The organism is Actinomyces mediterranea, assembly GCF_900155595.1.
Classification (GTDB): domain Bacteria; phylum Actinomycetota; class Actinomycetes; order Actinomycetales; family Actinomycetaceae; genus Pauljensenia; species Pauljensenia mediterranea.
In genome coordinates, this window is sequence record NZ_FTPB01000004.1 from 389,501 (window position 1) to 406,213 (window position 16,713).

At 64.9% G+C, this 16,713-nt stretch carries 14 protein-coding genes; 12 read left to right on the forward strand and 2 right to left on the reverse strand.

What is annotated here, in order from left to right:
* Nucleotides 1–2: 2 nt before the first annotated feature.
* A complete protein-coding gene (glnA, locus tag BQ7471_RS05795) occupies nt 3–1,427 on the reverse strand; it encodes a type I glutamate--ammonia ligase (protein WP_076464888.1) in 1,425 nt (474 codons plus the stop codon).
* Nucleotides 1,428–1,664: 237 nt separating this feature from the next.
* On the opposite strand from glnA, the gene uvrC reads away from it, so the two are divergent.
* From uvrC to secG, 9 genes are all read left to right on the forward strand, one after another.
* Nucleotides 1,665–3,719, forward strand: coding sequence for an excinuclease ABC subunit UvrC (gene uvrC, locus BQ7471_RS05800; protein ID WP_076464889.1), 2,055 nt, complete (start codon nt 1,665–1,667; stop codon nt 3,717–3,719).
* Between the two features lie 39 nt (nt 3,720–3,758).
* Entirely contained in the window at nt 3,759–4,985 is a 1,227-nt protein-coding gene (gene purT / locus BQ7471_RS05805) for a formate-dependent phosphoribosylglycinamide formyltransferase (protein ID WP_076464890.1), read from the forward strand.
* 30 nt (nt 4,986–5,015) lie between these two features.
* Nucleotides 5,016–5,966, forward strand: a complete 951-nt coding sequence (gene rapZ / locus BQ7471_RS05810) for an RNase adapter RapZ (RefSeq protein ID WP_076464892.1) — start codon at nt 5,016–5,018, stop codon at nt 5,964–5,966.
* Entirely contained in the window at nt 5,966–6,967 is a 1,002-nt protein-coding gene (locus BQ7471_RS05815) for a gluconeogenesis factor YvcK family protein (RefSeq protein WP_076464893.1), read from the forward strand. Before rapZ ends, BQ7471_RS05815 begins: the two co-directional genes overlap by 1 nt.
* Before the next feature lie 24 nt (nt 6,968–6,991).
* Nucleotides 6,992–7,975 (forward strand): DNA-binding protein WhiA, encoded by a 984-nt coding sequence (gene whiA, locus BQ7471_RS05820; RefSeq protein ID WP_076464895.1) that lies wholly within the window; start codon nt 6,992–6,994, stop codon nt 7,973–7,975.
* A 191-nt stretch (nt 7,976–8,166) separates the two neighbouring features.
* The gene (gene gap, locus BQ7471_RS05825) at nt 8,167–9,174 is read left to right on the forward strand and encodes a type I glyceraldehyde-3-phosphate dehydrogenase (protein WP_076464896.1); all 1,008 of its coding nucleotides are present in this window, start codon (nt 8,167–8,169) and stop codon (nt 9,172–9,174) included.
* A gap of 123 nt (nt 9,175–9,297) precedes the next feature.
* Nucleotides 9,298–10,488: a phosphoglycerate kinase gene (locus BQ7471_RS05830; RefSeq protein WP_076464898.1), complete on the forward strand. Its 1,191-nt coding sequence runs from the start codon at nt 9,298–9,300 to the stop codon at nt 10,486–10,488.
* 2 nt (nt 10,489–10,490) lie between these two features.
* Nucleotides 10,491–11,267 (forward strand): triose-phosphate isomerase, encoded by a 777-nt coding sequence (gene tpiA, locus BQ7471_RS05835; protein ID WP_076464899.1) that lies wholly within the window; start codon nt 10,491–10,493, stop codon nt 11,265–11,267.
* A gap of 131 nt (nt 11,268–11,398) precedes the next feature.
* Entirely contained in the window at nt 11,399–11,644 is a 246-nt protein-coding gene (gene secG / locus BQ7471_RS05840; RefSeq protein ID WP_076464901.1) for a preprotein translocase subunit SecG, read from the forward strand.
* Nucleotides 11,645–11,769: 125 nt separating this feature from the next.
* On the opposite strand, the gene tkt is transcribed toward secG, so the two are convergent.
* On the reverse strand, nt 11,770–13,854 hold the full coding sequence (tkt, locus tag BQ7471_RS05845) for a transketolase (protein ID WP_076464902.1): 2,085 nt from the start codon (nt 13,852–13,854) through the stop codon (nt 11,770–11,772).
* Between the two features lie 223 nt (nt 13,855–14,077).
* Between tkt and xerD the strand changes: the two genes are divergently transcribed.
* The 3 genes from xerD to BQ7471_RS05860 are packed head-to-tail and all read left to right on the forward strand — an operon-like array spanning nt 14,078 to nt 16,712.
* Entirely contained in the window at nt 14,078–15,031 is a 954-nt protein-coding gene (gene xerD, locus BQ7471_RS05850) for a site-specific tyrosine recombinase XerD (protein ID WP_076464904.1), read from the forward strand.
* A gap of 9 nt (nt 15,032–15,040) precedes the next feature.
* Complete coding sequence (locus BQ7471_RS05855) at nt 15,041–15,904, forward strand: ParA family protein (protein WP_076464905.1); 864 nt, start codon at nt 15,041–15,043, stop codon at nt 15,902–15,904.
* Nucleotides 15,888–16,712 carry a segregation and condensation protein A gene (locus tag BQ7471_RS05860; RefSeq protein ID WP_076464907.1) on the forward strand — a complete coding sequence of 275 codons (825 nt, stop codon included), beginning with the start codon at nt 15,888–15,890 and terminating at the stop codon, nt 16,710–16,712. Before BQ7471_RS05855 ends, BQ7471_RS05860 begins: the two co-directional genes overlap by 17 nt.
* Nucleotide 16,713: the final 1 nt, after the last annotated feature.

The window sequence follows — 16,713 nt, forward strand, 5'->3', positions numbered from 1 at the left end:
ACTTACAAGTCGTAGTACATCTGGAATTCGTACGGGTGCGGATACATGCGCATGGGAGCGACCTCGTTCGTCTCCTTGTAGTCGATCCACGTGTCGATGAGATCCTGGGTGAAGACATCGCCCTCGGTGAGGAACTCATGGTCGTCGCGCAGTGCATCGAGTGCCGCCTCCAACGACGAGGGGAGTTTCGCAATGTCGAGGTACTCTGCGGGCGGCAACTCGTAGAGGTCCTTGTCGATCGGCGCGGCGGGCTCGATGCGGCGCTTAATGCCGTCGAGGCCGGCCATGAGGCACGCGGAGAAAGACAAGTAGGGATTCGCCGAGGGATCGGGGACCCGGTATTCGATGCGCTTGGCCTTCGGGGATGTGCCCGTAACGGGAATGCGGATGCAGGCCGAACGGTTGCGCGCCGAATAGACGAGGTTGATCGGGGCTTCGAAGCCGGGGACGAGGCGCCGGAAGGAGTTCACGGACGGGTTCGTGAACGCCAAGAGGGCGGGGGCGTGCTCGAGAAGGCCTCCGATGAACCAGCGCGCCAGATCGGACAGGGAGCCGTAGCCGCGTTCGTCGTAGAAGAGAGGTTCTCCGTTCTTCCACAGCGACAGGTGCGTGTGCATGCCCGATCCGTTGTCCCCGAAGAGGGGTTTGGGCATGAATGTTGCCGAATGGTCGAATTCGAGGGCAGTGTTTTTGATGACGTACTTGAACTTCATCATGTCGTCCGCTGCTCTTTGCAGGGATGCGAAGCGGTAGTTGATCTCCTGCTGGCCGCCGGAGCCAACCTCGTGATGGGCGCGCTCGATCTGCAATCCGACGGCGATGCACTTGCGGACCATCTCGTCGCGGACATCCGCGTACTGGTCAGCGGGGGAGACGGGGAAGTAGCCGCCTTTGAGGGGCACCTTGTAACCGGGGTTGCCGCCGTCCTCGGTGCGCCCCGTGTTCCAGTAGGCCTCGGGGGAGTCGACGGCGTAGAAGGTCGACTGCGGGGTCACCTGGTAGCGGATGTCGTTGAAGAGATAGAACTCGGCTTCGGCACCGATGAAGCAGTCGTCGGCGATGCCGGTGGAGCGCAGATAGGCCTCTGCCTTCGCTGCGACCTGGCGGGGGTCTCGGGAGAAAGGCTCATCCGTGAAGGGATCGACGATTGAGAAGTTGACGACGAGGGTCTTGGCGGCGCGGAAGGGGTCGACGAATGCGGAGCCGATATCCGGGATGAGCTTCATATCGGATTCGTGGATCGCTGTGAAGCCCCGGATCGATGAGCCATCGAACATCAGTCCATTGTCGAGGGCGTCGCGGACGAACTCTGCGGCAGGAATCGTGAAATGCTGTTGAACACCGGGAACGTCGCAGAAGCGGACATCGATGAAGTCGATGTTCTCCTTGTCGATGAATTCAGCGACTTCGGTGGGACAGGTGAACATGGGCGTCCTTCCATCACGCGCGGTGACTTGCTGATACTCAGCAAAGACTTCATCAAATGAATGTCAAATAAATGGTAAAGCACTAGGGGGATCGACGAGCGACGCGTCCGAATTACGGCTCCTTCGATGCAACCATAGCGGGACTAGCGTCTGATCTCGTGGTTATCACCGACCGTTCTGAGCGCGCCCCACACCCGTTGATACGACCGGCGTGGCAATGCCCCGTAGACTGGCCGCGTGGCAGATCCGGCGACGTATAGACCCCCGACGAGCGACATTCCGACCTCGCCGGGCGTGTACCGCTTCATGGACGACCGCGACCGCGTCATCTACGTCGGCAAGGCGAAGAATCTGCGCAATCGTCTCACCAACTACTTCCAAGACCTCGCGAATCTGCACCCGCGCACGCAGCAGATGGTGACGACCGCCTGTCGCGTCCAATGGACCGTCGTCAACACCGAAGTCGAGGCGCTCGCCCTCGAATTCACATGGATCAAAGAGTTCAACCCGCGATTCAATGTTATGTTCAAGGACGACAAGTCCTACCCCTATCTCGCGGTGACGATGAACGAGCGTGTCCCCCGCGTGCAGATGACACGCCGCGCCAGACGCTCCGGAGTGCGCTACTTCGGCCCCTACACGCAGGTCTGGGCTATTAAAGAGACCATTGATCTGCTGTCGCGCGTCTACCCCGTGCGCACCTGCGCGCCAGCCGTGTTCAACCGAGCCCAGGCACAGCATCGCCCCTGCCTACTCGCCCACATCGACAAGTGTTCCGCCCCCTGCGTGGGTCGTATCAGCGAGGAGGCGCACTTCGCCCTCGCCCAGTCGCTCTGCGACTTCATGGAGGGAAAGACCGGGCCGATCATCCGCGATCTCAAAGCGCAGATGAAGCAGGCTGCCCTCGACCTCGACTTCGAAACCGCAGCCGAATTGCGCGACGATATCCGTGCCCTCGAAACGGTCCTCGAACGCAATGTCGTCGTCCTCGACGACGGTACCGACGCGGATGTCTTCGCTCTCGTCGCCGATGAACTCGACGCAGCCGTTCACGTATTCCATGTGCGCGGAGGGCGCATCCGTGGAACCAGGGGCTGGGTTATCGACCGGGCGGATGATGCCGATGAGCAGACCCTCATGGCGCGCCTGCTCGAACAGGTCTACTCGATGATCCCCCGCACCCCAGAGGGCGCAGTCGGGACCCCTCGCGCCGAAGCGCGCTCCGTCGACGATGTCACCCACACGCCGACCTCTGCCGTACCCCGCGACATCCTCGTCTCCGTGCTCCCCACGGACCATTCGACCTTCGAAGCATGGTTGTCGGGACTGCGGGGCGCCTCCGTCACCATCCGCGTCCCCCAGCGCGGCGCGAAAGCCCACCTGCTCGACACGGTCCGCGAGAACGCGAGTCAGGCGCTCACCCTTCATCAGACGAAACGGGCGGGCGACCTCACGCAACGATCCGCAGCGCTGGAGGAACTCGCCGAATACCTCGGCCTTGACTCGGCGCCGCTGCGCATCGAATGCTTCGACATCTCGCACACCATGGGCACCGACCAAGTCGCCTCCATGGTCGTTTTCGAGGACGGGGCGCCACGCAAGAGCGCCTACCGCACATTCACCATCCGCGGCGCTGACGGCAATGGAGCTGCCGATGACACCGCCGCAATGGATGAGGTCCTCACGCGCCGCTTCACCCGCCTCCTCGCCGAGGAGAGGGGAATCGAGGGCGAGGACGAGGAGGGGATCGCCTACGAGGCTGGCCCCACGGACTCGACCGGTCGGCCCCGGCGATTCTCTTATCGGCCCGACCTTGTGGTCGTTGACGGGGGACTCGCTCAAGTCGGTGCCGCTCGGCGCGCCCTCGATGAAGTCGGCGTCGACATCCCCGTCATCGGACTCGCCAAACGGCTCGAAGAAGTGTGGGTCCCCGGAGACGAGTTCCCCCTCATCCTGCCGCGCACATCCGCAGCTCTCTACCTCCTGCAGTATCTGCGTGATGAGTCGCACCGATTCGCCATTACGAAGCACCGCTCGAAGCGGGGGAAGCGTCACACGCGCTCCGTCCTCGATGGGATCCCGGGGCTGGGCCCCGCGCGCCAAAAGGCGCTGCTGCGCCGCTTCGGCTCCGTCAAGCGCATCCGGGAGGCGACATGGGAGCGGATCTGCGAGGTCGATGGCATCGGCCCGACCCTCGCCCGCACCATCGCCGCAGCCCTGGGGGACTTGGGGGAGCACCAGAGCAGCGCCGATGCGCCCCGCGATCCTCATGAGAGTGCCCCTACGCGCTAGGCTGATCCGTAGTTGTGGAGAACGAAACTGGAGACCGCCATGAGTGATCCCTCGACTTTCAAGATCCCGACCCGCGTCCTCATGCTGGGCTCGGGCGAACTCGGCAAAGAGGTCGTGATCAGCCTTCAGCGCCTCGGCTGCCACGTCATCGCAGTCGACTCCTACTGTGGGGCGCCGGCAATGCAGGTCGCCGACGACTACCGGTTCATCGACATGACGGATGGGCCCGCTCTCGCGGCTCTCCTCGAGTCCGTCGACGTCGACCTCGTGGTCCCCGAGATCGAGGCGATCGCCACCGATGAACTCCTGCGCTTCGAGGGGCGGGGCGGGGCGCGTATCGTGCCCAATGCATTCGCCGTGAAGTCGACGATGGATCGCCAAGCGATCCGCGCCCTTGCCGCCGGACTGGACGGGGTCGCGACATCGAAGTTCCGCTTCGCTTCCAGTGCCGAGGAGCTGCGCGAGGCTTTCGAGCACACGGGTCTGCCCGCATTCATCAAGCCGACAATGTCCTCGTCGGGACATGGCCAGTCCCGCGTCTGCACCGTTGACGAGGCCGACGAGGCGTGGCGAGTGGCCGGCGAGGGCGCGCGCTCACACACGGGGCGGGTCATCGTTGAAGAAGAGATCCGCTTCGACTGCGAGATCACCCTGCTGACGATCCGCTCCTGGGACGAGGACCTCAACACGGCGGTGACCTCCTTCTGCGCACCTATCGGCCACCGGCAGGTGGACGGTGACTATGTGGAATCCTGGCAGCCCGCTGCTATCTCCCCCCGCGCGCTTGAGCGGTGTCAGGAGATGGCGCTCCTCGTCACCGATGCCCTCGCCGATGGGGGAGCATCCCCGGCTCTGGGCATCTTCGGGGTGGAGTTCTTCATCCGTGGGGATGACGCTTGGTTCTCCGAGTTATCGCCCCGCCCCCATGACACGGGCATGGTGACGATGGTGACGCAGCACCAGTCGGAATTCGAGCTGCATGCGCGAGCGATCCTCGGACTCCCGATCGATCCCGCGCTCTCGTCGCCGGGCGCCTCTGCGGTCATCACGTCGACCGGTGTGTGCGCCGATCCCCGCTATGAGGGGGTGGGCCGCGCGCTGCGAGTGGCCGATGACGTGCGTATCTTCGGCAAACCGGTGACGAGGGCGGGGCGTCGGCTCGGCGTCGTCCTGGCGCGCGGGGCGGTCGCGGATGAGGCGCGCGAGCGTGCGAGCGCCGGGGCGGCGTGCGTGACGATCCGCGATGTGCAATCCGTCTGCGGGTGAGGACGCCGAGTTAATGGCATCCTTAGATGCATGACCGACGAAGAACCCAGCGATCCGTCCACCAGAACCGTTCCCGAGGGGATACCGCTTCTGGACGCCCAGCACACCGAGCCGTCTCCGCAGGCGAATGAAGTCCTCATCATCACCGGAGCCTCGGGGGCGGGGCGCACGGGTGCTGCGCGCGCCCTCGAAGATCTCGACTGGTACGTCGTCGATAATCTGCCGCCGTCGATGATCCCCGCCCTCGTGGGCATGATGACGCCCGACGGCGGGGGAGTGCACCGCCTCGCCGTCGTCGTCGACGTCCGTGCGAGGACCTTCTTCCAGGACCTGTCGCAGACCCTCGAACAGCTCAAGGCGATGGGCGCCCTGTTCCGGGTGATCTTCCTCGAAGCAGACACTCAGACCCTCGTGCGCCGCTACGAGTCGAATCGGCGCCCCCACCCGATGCAGGGGAGCGGAACGCTGCTCGACGGGATCGAAGCCGAGGAGAGGCTCCTCGCACCCGTGCGCCGCGTGGCCGACGAGATCATCGATACGACGACGATGAGCGTCCACGATCTTACGCGTCATATTCGCGATGTCATCGCCGGCGAGGGCGACCGCCCCCTGCAGATCACCGTCGAATCCTTCGGCTTCAAATACGGGTTGCCCCTCGACGCGGACCATGTCCTCGATGTCCGCTTCCTCAAGAACCCGTATTGGGTGGATGAACTGCGTCACTTGACGGGACGGGACAAGCCGGTTGCGGACTATGTGCTTGATCAGTCGGGGGCGCGCGAATTCGCGCTCGGCTATGCTGACCTCCTCGCCCCAATGCTTAAGGGCTACCTCGTCGAGCTCAAGCCGTTCGCAACGATCGCCATCGGGTGTACGGGGGGGAAGCACCGATCGGTGGCGTGCACCGAACTCATCGCAGAGCGTCTGCGAGACAGGGGCTACTCGGTTCGAGTGGTCCACCGCGACCTGGGGAGGGAATGATGACATACCTCGATGCTGCCGGTTGGGCGCAGCGAGGAGAATCCGGTCAGACGGTTGTCGCACTCGGCGGCGGCCACGGTCTGTCCGCCACTCTCAGAGCACTCAGACACATCACGCGTTCTCTCACCGCAGTGGTCACCGTTGCCGATGACGGCGGCTCGTCGGGGCGTTTGCGCTCCGAAATGGACATCCTTCCCCCCGGCGATCTTCGGATGGCGCTCGCGAGCCTGTGTGAGGAAAGCGAATGGGGTTTGACGTGGCGCGATCTGCTGCAACACCGCTTCACGACAACGGGCACGATGAATGGCCACGCCCTGGGCAACCTCCTCATCTCCGGCCTGTGGCAGTTGCTCGACGACCCCGTGGAGGGGCTCGACTGGGTGGCCAGGCTCCTCGGGGCGACCGGCCGGGTCCTGCCCATGGCGTCCGTGCCACTCGAAATCGAGGCGGACCTCAACGACGAGGGACGCGAGTACACGGTCGTCGGCCAGTCGAAGGTCGCCGTCGCGCCGGGCACCGTTACCGATGTGCGCTTGCATCCCGAGGCGCCCGCCGTGCCCCGTCAAGTGCCCGAGGCCATTTCCGAGGCCGAATGGGTGGTGCTCGGCCCGGGCTCGTGGTTCACGTCGGTGATCCCGCACCTGCTGGTCCCCGATATTCACCGGGCCCTCGTCACCACTGACGCGCACCGCGCCCTTATCCTCAACTTGTCGCGCCAACGCGGCGAGACCGACAAGATGACGACTGCCGACCACGTGAGAGTGCTCCACCAGTACGCTCCGGACTTCAAACTCGACGTCGTCATCGCCGACCCGACGGCCACCGACGATATCGACGACCTCATCGTCGCTAGTGAGGCCGTCGGCGCGCGCGTCCTGCTGCGCCAGGTGAGGACGGGGGACGGACAGCCCCACCACGACCCGCTGCGACTCGCGGCCGCCCTGCGCGACGCCTTCGACGGCTTCCTCGGAGAAGTCGGCAAGACCGAAGCCTGGTTGTGACCGGGCAGTAAAGGACGTTTCTTCGTGTCACTGACGTCAGATCTGAAGGATGAACTCGCCCGCACGCCGGTGACGAGCCAATCGGCGACCGCCGCAGAAGTTGCCGCGATCCTGCGCTTCGCAGGCGGACTGCACCTCGTCTCGGGCCGCATTCTCATCGAGGCCGAACTCGACTCGCCCGTGGCGGCCAGACGACTCAGAGCCTTCCTCAAGGCCTTGTACAACGCCGACTCCACGGTTGTCGTCGTGTCAGGCGGATCCTTGCGCCGCGGCAAGCGCTTCGTCGTCCGCGTCGTCCACCGCGCCGACGAACTCGCGCGCCTCACCGGCCTCGTCGATTCTCTGCGCCGCCCCGTCAGGGGCCTTCCTGCGACCCTCGTCGCCTCCGGCGTTGAGGAGGCCGCTGCGATCTGGCGAGGGGCCTTTCTCGCGAGGGGCTCCCTCATGGAGCCGGGGCGCTCCGCGTCCCTCGAGGTGACCTGCCCGGGTCCGGAGGTCGCCCTCGCCATGGTCGGATGTGCACGAAAACTCGGTTCGTCTGCACGTTCAAAGGAGGTGCGTGGGGCCGACCGCGTGTCCGTGCGCGACTCGGAGGCGATCGGCATCCTCATCGGCGCCATGGGGGCGACGCGCACTCACGAGACGTGGCAGGAGCGGCGAGTGCGCCGCGAGGCCAGGGGAAGCGCCAATCGCCTCGCGAACTTCGACGATGCGAATCTGCGCCGCTCCGCACGCGCCGCTGTCGCCGCGGGGGCACGAGTCGAACGGGCTTTCGAGATCCTCGGCGACGACGTGCCCGCCCACCTCTACGAGGCGGGACAACTGCGCCTCACCTATAAGCAGGCGTCGCTGGAGGAGCTCGGCAAGCACACGGATCCGCCGCTGACGAAGGATGCCGTCGCAGGGCGGATCCGCCGCCTGCTCGCAATGGCGGATAAGGCGGCGCATGAGCGGGGGATCGCGGACACTGAGGCTGCGCTCACCCTCGACATGCTCGATGAGGACTAAAGTCCGCCCCTTGTGTCAAACGAGAGACTCCCCACCGGGGGTTGTGTAACTTGGCTAGTGCTCAAGCGCCCACTGGGTGTAAATTGGGCAGTGCTGGAAACCGCAGAGACCTGCGGGCCGGGTTCGCAGTCCGCGAGCACGGTTGCAAAGTGAATCCGTGCCCGCGACTGGGCACGAGCAGGAGGACAATAGTGACCACCCGCGTTGGCATCAACGGCTTCGGCCGCATCGGCCGTAACTTCTTCCGCGCTGCACTCGAGCAGGGTGCGGACATCGAGATCGTCGCAGTGAACGACCTCACCGACACCAAGACCCTCGCCCACCTTTTCAAGTACGACTCGATCCTGGGCCGTTTCTCCGGAGAGGTCGCCTACGACGAGGAGTCCATCATCGTTAACGGCAAGGCGATTAAGGTCCTCGCTCAGCGCAACCCTGCCGATCTTCCGTGGGGCGAGCTCGGCGTCGAGGTCGTCGTCGAGTCCACCGGCTTCTTCACCGATGGCGAGAAGGCGAAGGCCCACCTCGATGCCGGCGCCAAGAAGGTCGTCATCTCCGCTCCCGCGAAGAATGTCGACGGCACTTTCGTCATGGGCGTCAACGAGGCCGACTACGACAGCGAGACCATGAACATCGTGTCGAACGCCTCCTGCACCACCAACTGCCTCGCGCCGCTCGCCAAGGTCCTCCACGAGAACTTCGGCATCGTCAACGGCATCATGACGACCATCCACTCCTACACCGGCGACCAGCGCGTCCTCGACGCCCCGCACAAGGACCTCCGCCGCGCCCGCGCCGCCGCTCTCAACATGATCCCGACCAAGACCGGCGCCGCGCAGGCCGTCGCCCTGGTCCTCCCCGAGCTCAAGGGTAAGTTCGACGGCCTCGCCGTCCGCGTTCCCACCCCGACCGGCTCCCTCACCGACCTCACCTTCAAGGCTGAGAAGGAGGTCTCCGTCGAGGCCGTCAACGCCGCCGTCAAGGCTGCTGCTGAGGGGGAGCTCAAAGGAATCCTCGCGTACACCGAGGACCCGATCGTGTCGACTGACATCGTGTCCGATCCGCACTCCTCGATCTTCGATTCCTCCGAGACCAAGGTCATCGGCGACCTCGTGAAGGTCCTGTCCTGGTACGACAACGAGTGGGGCTACTCCAACCGTCTCGTCCAACTGACCGCGCTCGTCGGCTCCAAGCTCGCCTGAACCGAGCTTCACCAGCTGTGAACAGCTAGACGCAAGCACCCGTGCACCCATGAGGGTGCACGGGTGCTTGCCGTTAACCCGCTTATCAGGGATGGCGTATCCCCCCACTGAAAGGTTGGTTCCATGAGGACCATCGACACTCTCGGCGACCTGCGCTCCAAGCGCGTCCTCGTCCGCTCCGACTTCAACGTTCCGCTCAAGGACGGCCAGATCACCGACGACGGCCGCATCCGCGCGGCACTGCCGACCCTCACCGCGCTCGTCGAGGCCGGAGCGAGGGTCGTCGTCATGGCACACCTCGGACGGCCCAAGGGCGCCGTCGACCCCGCATTCTCCCTCGCCCCCGTCGCGAAGCGACTCGGCGAACTCATCAACGCCCCCGTCACCCTGGCGGGAGACGTCGTCGGCGAATCAGCGAAGGCGACCGTCGCAGCCCTCGAAGACGGTCAGATCGCCCTCCTCGAGAACGTCCGCTTCGACGCGCGCGAAACCTCGAAGGTCGACGCGGAGCGTGAAGAGCTCGCGAAGGCATACGCCGAACTGGGCGATGCATTCGTCTCCGACGGTTTCGGCGTCGTCCACCGCAAGCAGGCCTCCGTCTATGACATCGCCTCGCTCGTGCCCTCAGCCGCGGGATTCCTCGTCCTCAAGGAGATCGAATCGCTGCGCAAGGCGACCGACAACCCCGAGCGCCCCTACGGCGTCGTCCTCGGCGGTTCGAAGGTCTCCGACAAGCTCGGCGTCATCGCGAACCTGCTGAAGAAGGCCGACCGTCTCTTCATCGGCGGCGGCATGGCCTTCACCTTCCTCGCCGCTCAGGGTCACTCGGTCGGCAAGTCCCTCCTCGAAGAGGACCAGATCGAGACTGTCAAGGGCTACATCGCCGAAGCTGCTGAGCGCGGCGTTGAGCTGATCCTCCCGGTCGACGTCGTCGTCGCCCCCGAGTTCGCCGCTGACGCGCCCGCAACGGTCGTCTCCGTCCGCGACATCCCGGACGATCAGATGGGTCTCGACATCGGCCCCGCCTCCGGCGCACTGTTCGCTGAAAAGATCTCCTCCGCGAAGACTGTCGCGTGGAACGGTCCGATGGGCGTCTTCGAGTTCCCGGCATTCGCCGCCGGTACGAAGGCCGTTGCGACAGCCCTGTCCGAGGGTGACATGTTCTCGGTGATCGGCGGCGGCGACTCCGCGGCCGCTGTTCGCCTCCTCGGATTCGACGAGTCCACCTTCTCCCACATTTCCACTGGCGGCGGCGCCTCCCTCGAGCTCCTCGAGGGCAAGGTCCTGCCCGGTATCGCAGTTCTGGAGGACTGAAAATGGCACGTCTACCCCTGATGGCCGGCAACTGGAAGATGAACCTCGACCACCTCGAGGCGAATCATCTCATGCAGGGCCTCGCAATGGAGCTCAAGGACCACGACCACGACTACGCCCGGTGCGAGGTCGTCGTGATCCCCCCGTTCACCGACATCCGCACGGTCCAGACCATCGTTGACGCCGATGACCTCGGCATCAAGTACGGTGCGCAGGATGTGTCGATCCACGACAACGGCGCCTACACGGGCGAAATCTCCACCGCCATGCTCGATAAGCTCGGCTGCACCTACATCCTCATGGGACACTCCGAGCGCCGGGAATACCACAACGAATCCGATGAGCTCGTCGGCGCCAAGGCCCGCAAGGTCCTCGACGCCGGTATGACACCGCTCCTGTGCTGCGGCGAGGCCCTCGAGGTCCGCAAAGCCGGAACGCATGTCGAGTTCGTCCTCGGTCAGATCCGCGCGGCTCTCGCCGGATGGACCGCGGAAGAGGTCGCGAAGATCGTCATCGCCTACGAGCCCATTTGGGCGATCGGCACCGGCGAAACGGCGACCGCCGCCGATGCGCAGGAGGTGTGCGGAGCGATCCGTGCGGCCCTCGCCGCCGACTTCGGCACTGAGACCGCCGAGACGACCCGCGTCCTCTACGGTGGTTCCGCGAACCCGGGCAATATCAAGGAACTCATGGCCCAAGCCGACATCGATGGCGCTCTCATCGGTGGAGCCTCTCTCAAGGCCGCGTCCTTCTCGGAGATGGCGCGCTTCTACGCCTGATCCGTCCTCTTCCGGGGGCCGGTCGGTACGCCGACTGGCCCCCGGTCCGCTTGAACCGCTAGACTCGTGGCTGTTCGACTGCTGCAGTACATGCTGAAGCGCCAATCTCTCCCCTATGAATCGGAAACACAGTGACCGCACTCAAGATCACCCTGCTCGTACTCATTGTCGTAACCAGCCTCCTGCTCACTCTCACCGTCCTCATGCACAAGGGGCGCGGCGGCGGCGTGTCGGACATGTTCGGCGGCGGTATCTCGTCGGTTGCCGGATCCTCCGGCGTCGCTGAGCGCAACCTCAACAGGATCACCCTGGGCATCCTCGTCATCTGGGTGGTCTGCATTGTCAGCTTCGGCCTCCTGCAGAAGTGGGTCTTTTGACCGGCGCGCCTATTCTTCAATAGCGGCCCTGGAACCGACAACGGTTCCAGGGCCGCACTGGTCTGGGAAACGCGAGGGGCCGCGGGAATCATTCCCCGCGGCCCCTCGCGTGCACGCCCTCGGCGTCAGGCGTTGACCTCGGCCAGCGACTCCTTCGCAGCGGCGGCGACATGCGCGGCGTCGAAGCCGTAATCGGCGAAGAGCTTGTCCCCGGAAGCGGACTCGCCGTAGTGCTCCAGTGAAATACTCCGCCCCGCGTCGCCGACCAGGCCGCGCCACGGCATCGCGATGCCCGCCTCAACGGAGACGCGCGCCTTGACGGCCGCAGGGAGTACCGACTCCTTGTAGGACGCATCCTCTGCGTCGAACCACTCCATACAGGGCACGGAGACGACACGGGCCCTGACGCCCTCGGAGGCGAGCAGTTCCTTCGCATCGAGGGCGTACTGGACTTCCGAGCCCGATGCCATGAGGATCACGTCGGGAGTGCCCTCACAGTCGGATAGGACGTAGGCGCCGCGGGAGACTCCATCGACCGGCGCATTGCCAGACTTTTCATCGCGGGCGATGACCGGCAGGTTCTGACGGGACAGGATCAGAGCAGCGGGCTTCGCGTTCTCAAGAGCCGCCTTCCATGCGGCTACCGTCTCGTTCGCATCCGCAGGGCGGATGACGGCGAGGTTCGGGATCGCACGATACGCGGCGAGGTGCTCAATCGGCTGGTGCGTCGGGCCGTCTTCACCCACGCCGATGGAGTCATGCGTCCACACGTAAGTGACGGGCAGATCCATGAGAGCGGCGAGACGGACCGCTCCGCGCATGAAGTCGGAGAACACGAAGAACGTGCCGCCGTAGGGACGGGTGAGGCCATCGGCTGCGATTCCATTCATGATCGCGCCCATCGCGAATTCGCGGATGCCGAAGTGCAGATTGCGTCCGAAGATGTTACCTGTGAAGGCGCCTGTCGAATTCTCCGCGGGGATGAAGGAGGGCTGGCCCGGCATGATCGTATTATTCGACCCGGCGAGGTCGGCCGAACCGCCCCACACCTCGGGGAGGGCATCGGCGAGTGAGGCGATGACCTTGCCTGATGCGGAGCGAGTCGCAACCGATGTGCCCGCTTCGAAGGTCGGTAGGGAGGTGTCCCAGCCGTCGGGGAGCTTGTGGGCGACGATGCGGTCGAGGAGGGCCGCCTGATCCGGGTTGGCGGCGCGCCACTGCTCGAAGCGCGCATCCCAGTCGGCCCTGGCCGCTGCGGCGCGCTCCGCCGCATTCGCGCGCGCATGCGCCACGGCCTCTTCGTCGACGTCGAACATCGCGTCGGGGTTCGCGCCGAGCGCTTCTTTGAGGCCGCGCAGCGCGTCGGTTCCGAGTTTCGAACCGTGGATACCACCGGTGTTCTGCTTGCCGGGGGTCGGCCAGCCGATGATGGTGCGCAGTGCGATGATCGACGGCTTGTCGGTCTCAGCCTTCGCAGCTTCGATCGCCGCGTCGAGAGCGGAAACGTCTTCGATGTAGGAGCCGTCGGACTTGAGCCAGTCGACGCGCTGAGTGTGCCAGCCGTAGGCCTCGTAGCGGGCGAGGACGTCCTCGGTGAAGGCGATATTCGTGTCGTCTTCGATGGAGATGTGGTTGTCATCCCAGATCAAGATGAGATTGCCGAGCTTCTGGGTGCCCGCCAGCGAGGACGCTTCCGCAGCGACGCCCTCCTGAAGGCAGCCGTCGCCTGCGATCGCGTAGACGAAATGATCGAAGACGGATTCGCCCAGCGGCGTGTTCGCGTCGAACATGCCATGGGTGCGACGTGCCGACATGGCGAAGCCGACTGCGGCGGCGACGCCGGTGCCCAAAGGTCCGGTGGTGATCTCAATGCCGGGGGTGTGCCCGAACTCGGGGTGCGCGGGGGTGAGGGAGTGCTGCGTGCGCAGCGCCTCAAGATCGGACTTCTCCAAGCCCATTCCGGCCAGGTACATCTGGCAGTACTGGGTAAGGGAGGAGTGTCCCGCGGAGAGTATGAAACGGTCGCGTCCGAGCCACCGGAGATCCTTCGGATCGATGTTCAGGTGGCGCTGGAACAGCAGATAGGCGGCCGGGGCGAGCGAGATCGCCGTTCCTGGGTGTCCCGAGCCCACGTTCTCCACTGCATCCGCGGCGAGGACCTTCGCAGTCGCCACTGCACGATCATCTAAGGAATCCCACTTCAATGTCACATCGGCCTCCAGCCGGTCAGGGCCCCGTCATCGGGGCGCATGGATTACTTTTCCAGTCTAACGAATTCGAGCTGCTACGCCCTGCGCACCCACTGCTCGATTGTGCAACAGCGGATGGGCATTGGCGCTGATCACCGGGACATACGGGGGGAGCAGGTACCTTCGGCCCACGTTCCGGCGACGCCTGGACCGTCGGTGGCGCTCGAGCCGATAGGCTGAGCCCATGAAGGAGAGTGACGAATACGCCGAGGAGTGGCTCAGCCACTTGCGCATCGAGCAGGGCGCCTCGGCTCATACGATCTCGAACTACCGTCGGGACATCAGGCGCTACCTCGACGACCTCGACGCCCACGAAATCCACTCCGTCAACGACGTCCACAGCTCCGATATCGAACGCCATCTCACTGATTTCGCCTCGGGGACGCTCACGGGTTCTGCAGCCGCCGCCTCGTCCGTCGCCCGCGCCTGTGCGGCCATCCGCGGCTTCCACCGATTCCTCCTCACCGACTCGATCACCACCGATGATCCTGCCGCTCGCGTGCGCGCCCCCAAACAGGGTCGCCACCTCCCCAAAGCGCTGAGCGTCGAACAGGTGACGAGTCTCCTCGACGCCGCGCACGCACTGTCCGATCCCGTATCCATGCGCGACGCCGCCCTCCTCGAACTCCTCTATGCGACGGGCGCCCGAGTCTCCGAAGCGGTGGGACTGTCCATTGATGATCTCGACCTGGACGAGGAGCTACCCGTCGTCCGCCTCTTCGGCAAGGGCCGCAAGGAGAGACTCGTCCCCCTCGGCCGCTACGCGAAAGAGGCCCTCGAGGCCTATATCGTCAGGGCCCGCCCCGGTTTTGCTGTCCAAGGGCGCGGGGCCTCCGCCGTCTTCCTCAATCAGCGCGGGCGCCCCCTGTCGCGCCAGAGTGCATGGGAGGCAATCCAACGCTGCGCCGACCGGGCCGACCTCGGCGTGGACGTGTCGCCCCACACTCTCCGCCACTCCTTCGCCACGCACCTGCTCGAAGGCGGTGCCTCGATCAGGGATGTCCAAGAACTCCTCGGGCACGCATCCGTCCAAACGACGCAGATCTACACGCGGGTCACGGCGACGACACTGCAGGAGGTCTACCGTTCCTCGCACCCACGGGCCGGGGTGGGGCAGTTGACGGAGAACATGTCCTAGACTTGCACTGTGACGAAAGACGTACAGCCCACATTGACCGGTGACATTGGATCCGAACTGGAAGACTTCCCGGTTCCCGCACCTTTGACGGGCCACGGGCCTGCACGCGTCATCGCCATGTGCAATCAGAAGGGCGGCGTCGGCAAAACGACGACGACCATCAACCTCGGCGCGTCACTGGCCGAATACGGCCGCAAGGTGCTCATCGTCGACTTCGACCCGCAGGGCGCCGCATCCGTCGGCCTCGGCATCAACACCCTCGACATGGAGCAGACGGTCTACACGCTGCTGATGAATCCGAAGGCGAATATCGCTTCCGCCATCTGCTCGACCCCGGTCGACGGCCTCGACATTATCCCTGCGAATATCGACTTGTCCGCAGCTGAAGTCCAACTCGTCAACGAGGTCGCCCGCGAATCCGCTTTGGCGAGGGTCCTGCGCCGCGTCGAAGAGGACTACGACGTCATTCTCATCGACTGTCAGCCCTCCCTCGGCCTTCTCGCCGTCAATGCGCTCACCGCCGCCCACGGTGTCATCGTGCCCGTCGAAGCGGAGTTCTTCGCGCTGCGCGGCGTCGCCCTGCTCGTCGAGACCATTGAAACAGTGCGTGACCGCATCAATCCGCGCCTGAAGATCGACGGCATTGTCGCGACGATGGTCGACCAGCGGACCCTGCATTCGCGCGAGGTGCTCGAGCGCCTCGACGAGGCATTCGGCGACCTCGTGTTCACGACCCGGATCTCCAGGACCGTGAAGTTCCCCGATGCGTCGGTCGCCACCGAGCCGATCACGACCTACGCGCCGAATCACCCGGGTGCGCGCCAGTACCGTCGCCTCGCCCGTGAGGTCATCGCCCGTGGTGACGCAGCCTGACGGGGGAGTCTCCCAGAGCGCGATCGACGACTTCCATGTTGCCCTCGAGGTCTTCGAGGGCCCGTTCGATTTGCTGTTGCAACTCATCACCCGCAAGAAGCTCGACATCACCGAGGTCTCGCTATCCGAAGTCACCGACGAGTTCATCGCGCATATGCGCCTCTTCCCGGACCTGTCGCAGACGACGGAGTTCCTCGTCGTCGCAGCGACCCTCCTCGACATCAAAGCGGCCAGGCTCCTGCCCGCACCGGAGTCGGACGCGGAGGCATCGACGCAGGATCTGGAGGCGCGCGATCTGCTCTTCTCCCGACTCTTACAGTACCGAGCCTTCAAAACGGTGTCCGCCGAATTCTCCCGACGATTGGACGCCACCTCCGGACTCTTCGCCAGGGATGTCCCGCTGGAGCCTCATTTCGCGGCCCTGTTGCCCGAACTCATGTGGTCGGCGAGCCCCGATGACCTGCTGCGCGCCGCAGTCCGCGCATTCAGCGACGCGGTGGAACACATTCAGGTCACCCACCTGCACGACCCGGTGGTGCCCGTCGCCGGACAGGCGGAAATCATTATTGAGAGGCTGCGGGCGTCTGGAACCCTCACATTCCACGATGTCGTCGCCGACGCCGCGTCGACTGCGGTCGTCGTGTCGAGGTTCCTCGCGATCCTCGAACTCTACCGGCGCCGCGTCCTCGAGTTCGCCCAGTCCGAGCCCCTCGCGCCGTTGACGCTGACGTGGGTCGGCGAGGACGAGTCCGACACTGCGATCGACGAGGGCGAATACGAGGCCGTCACACCCGACGAGGAGGAATAGC

Excerpts from the sequence above, each read along its gene's own strand:
- rapZ (WP_076464892.1), top strand. The coding sequence starts at position 5,016 with ATGACCGACGAAGAACCCAGCGATCCGTCCACCAGAACCGTTCCCGAG.
- xerD (WP_076464904.1), top strand. The coding sequence starts at position 14,078 with ATGAAGGAGAGTGACGAATACGCCGAGGAGTGGCTCAGCCACTTGCGC.
- glnA (WP_076464888.1), bottom strand. The coding sequence starts at position 1,427 with ATGTTCACCTGTCCCACCGAAGTCGCTGAATTCATCGACAAGGAGAAC.
- BQ7471_RS05815 (WP_076464893.1), top strand. The coding sequence starts at position 5,966 with ATGACATACCTCGATGCTGCCGGTTGGGCGCAGCGAGGAGAATCCGGT.
- tpiA (WP_076464899.1), top strand. The coding sequence starts at position 10,491 with ATGGCACGTCTACCCCTGATGGCCGGCAACTGGAAGATGAACCTCGAC.
- purT (WP_076464890.1), top strand. The coding sequence starts at position 3,759 with ATGAGTGATCCCTCGACTTTCAAGATCCCGACCCGCGTCCTCATGCTG.
- BQ7471_RS05830 (WP_076464898.1), top strand. The coding sequence starts at position 9,298 with ATGAGGACCATCGACACTCTCGGCGACCTGCGCTCCAAGCGCGTCCTC.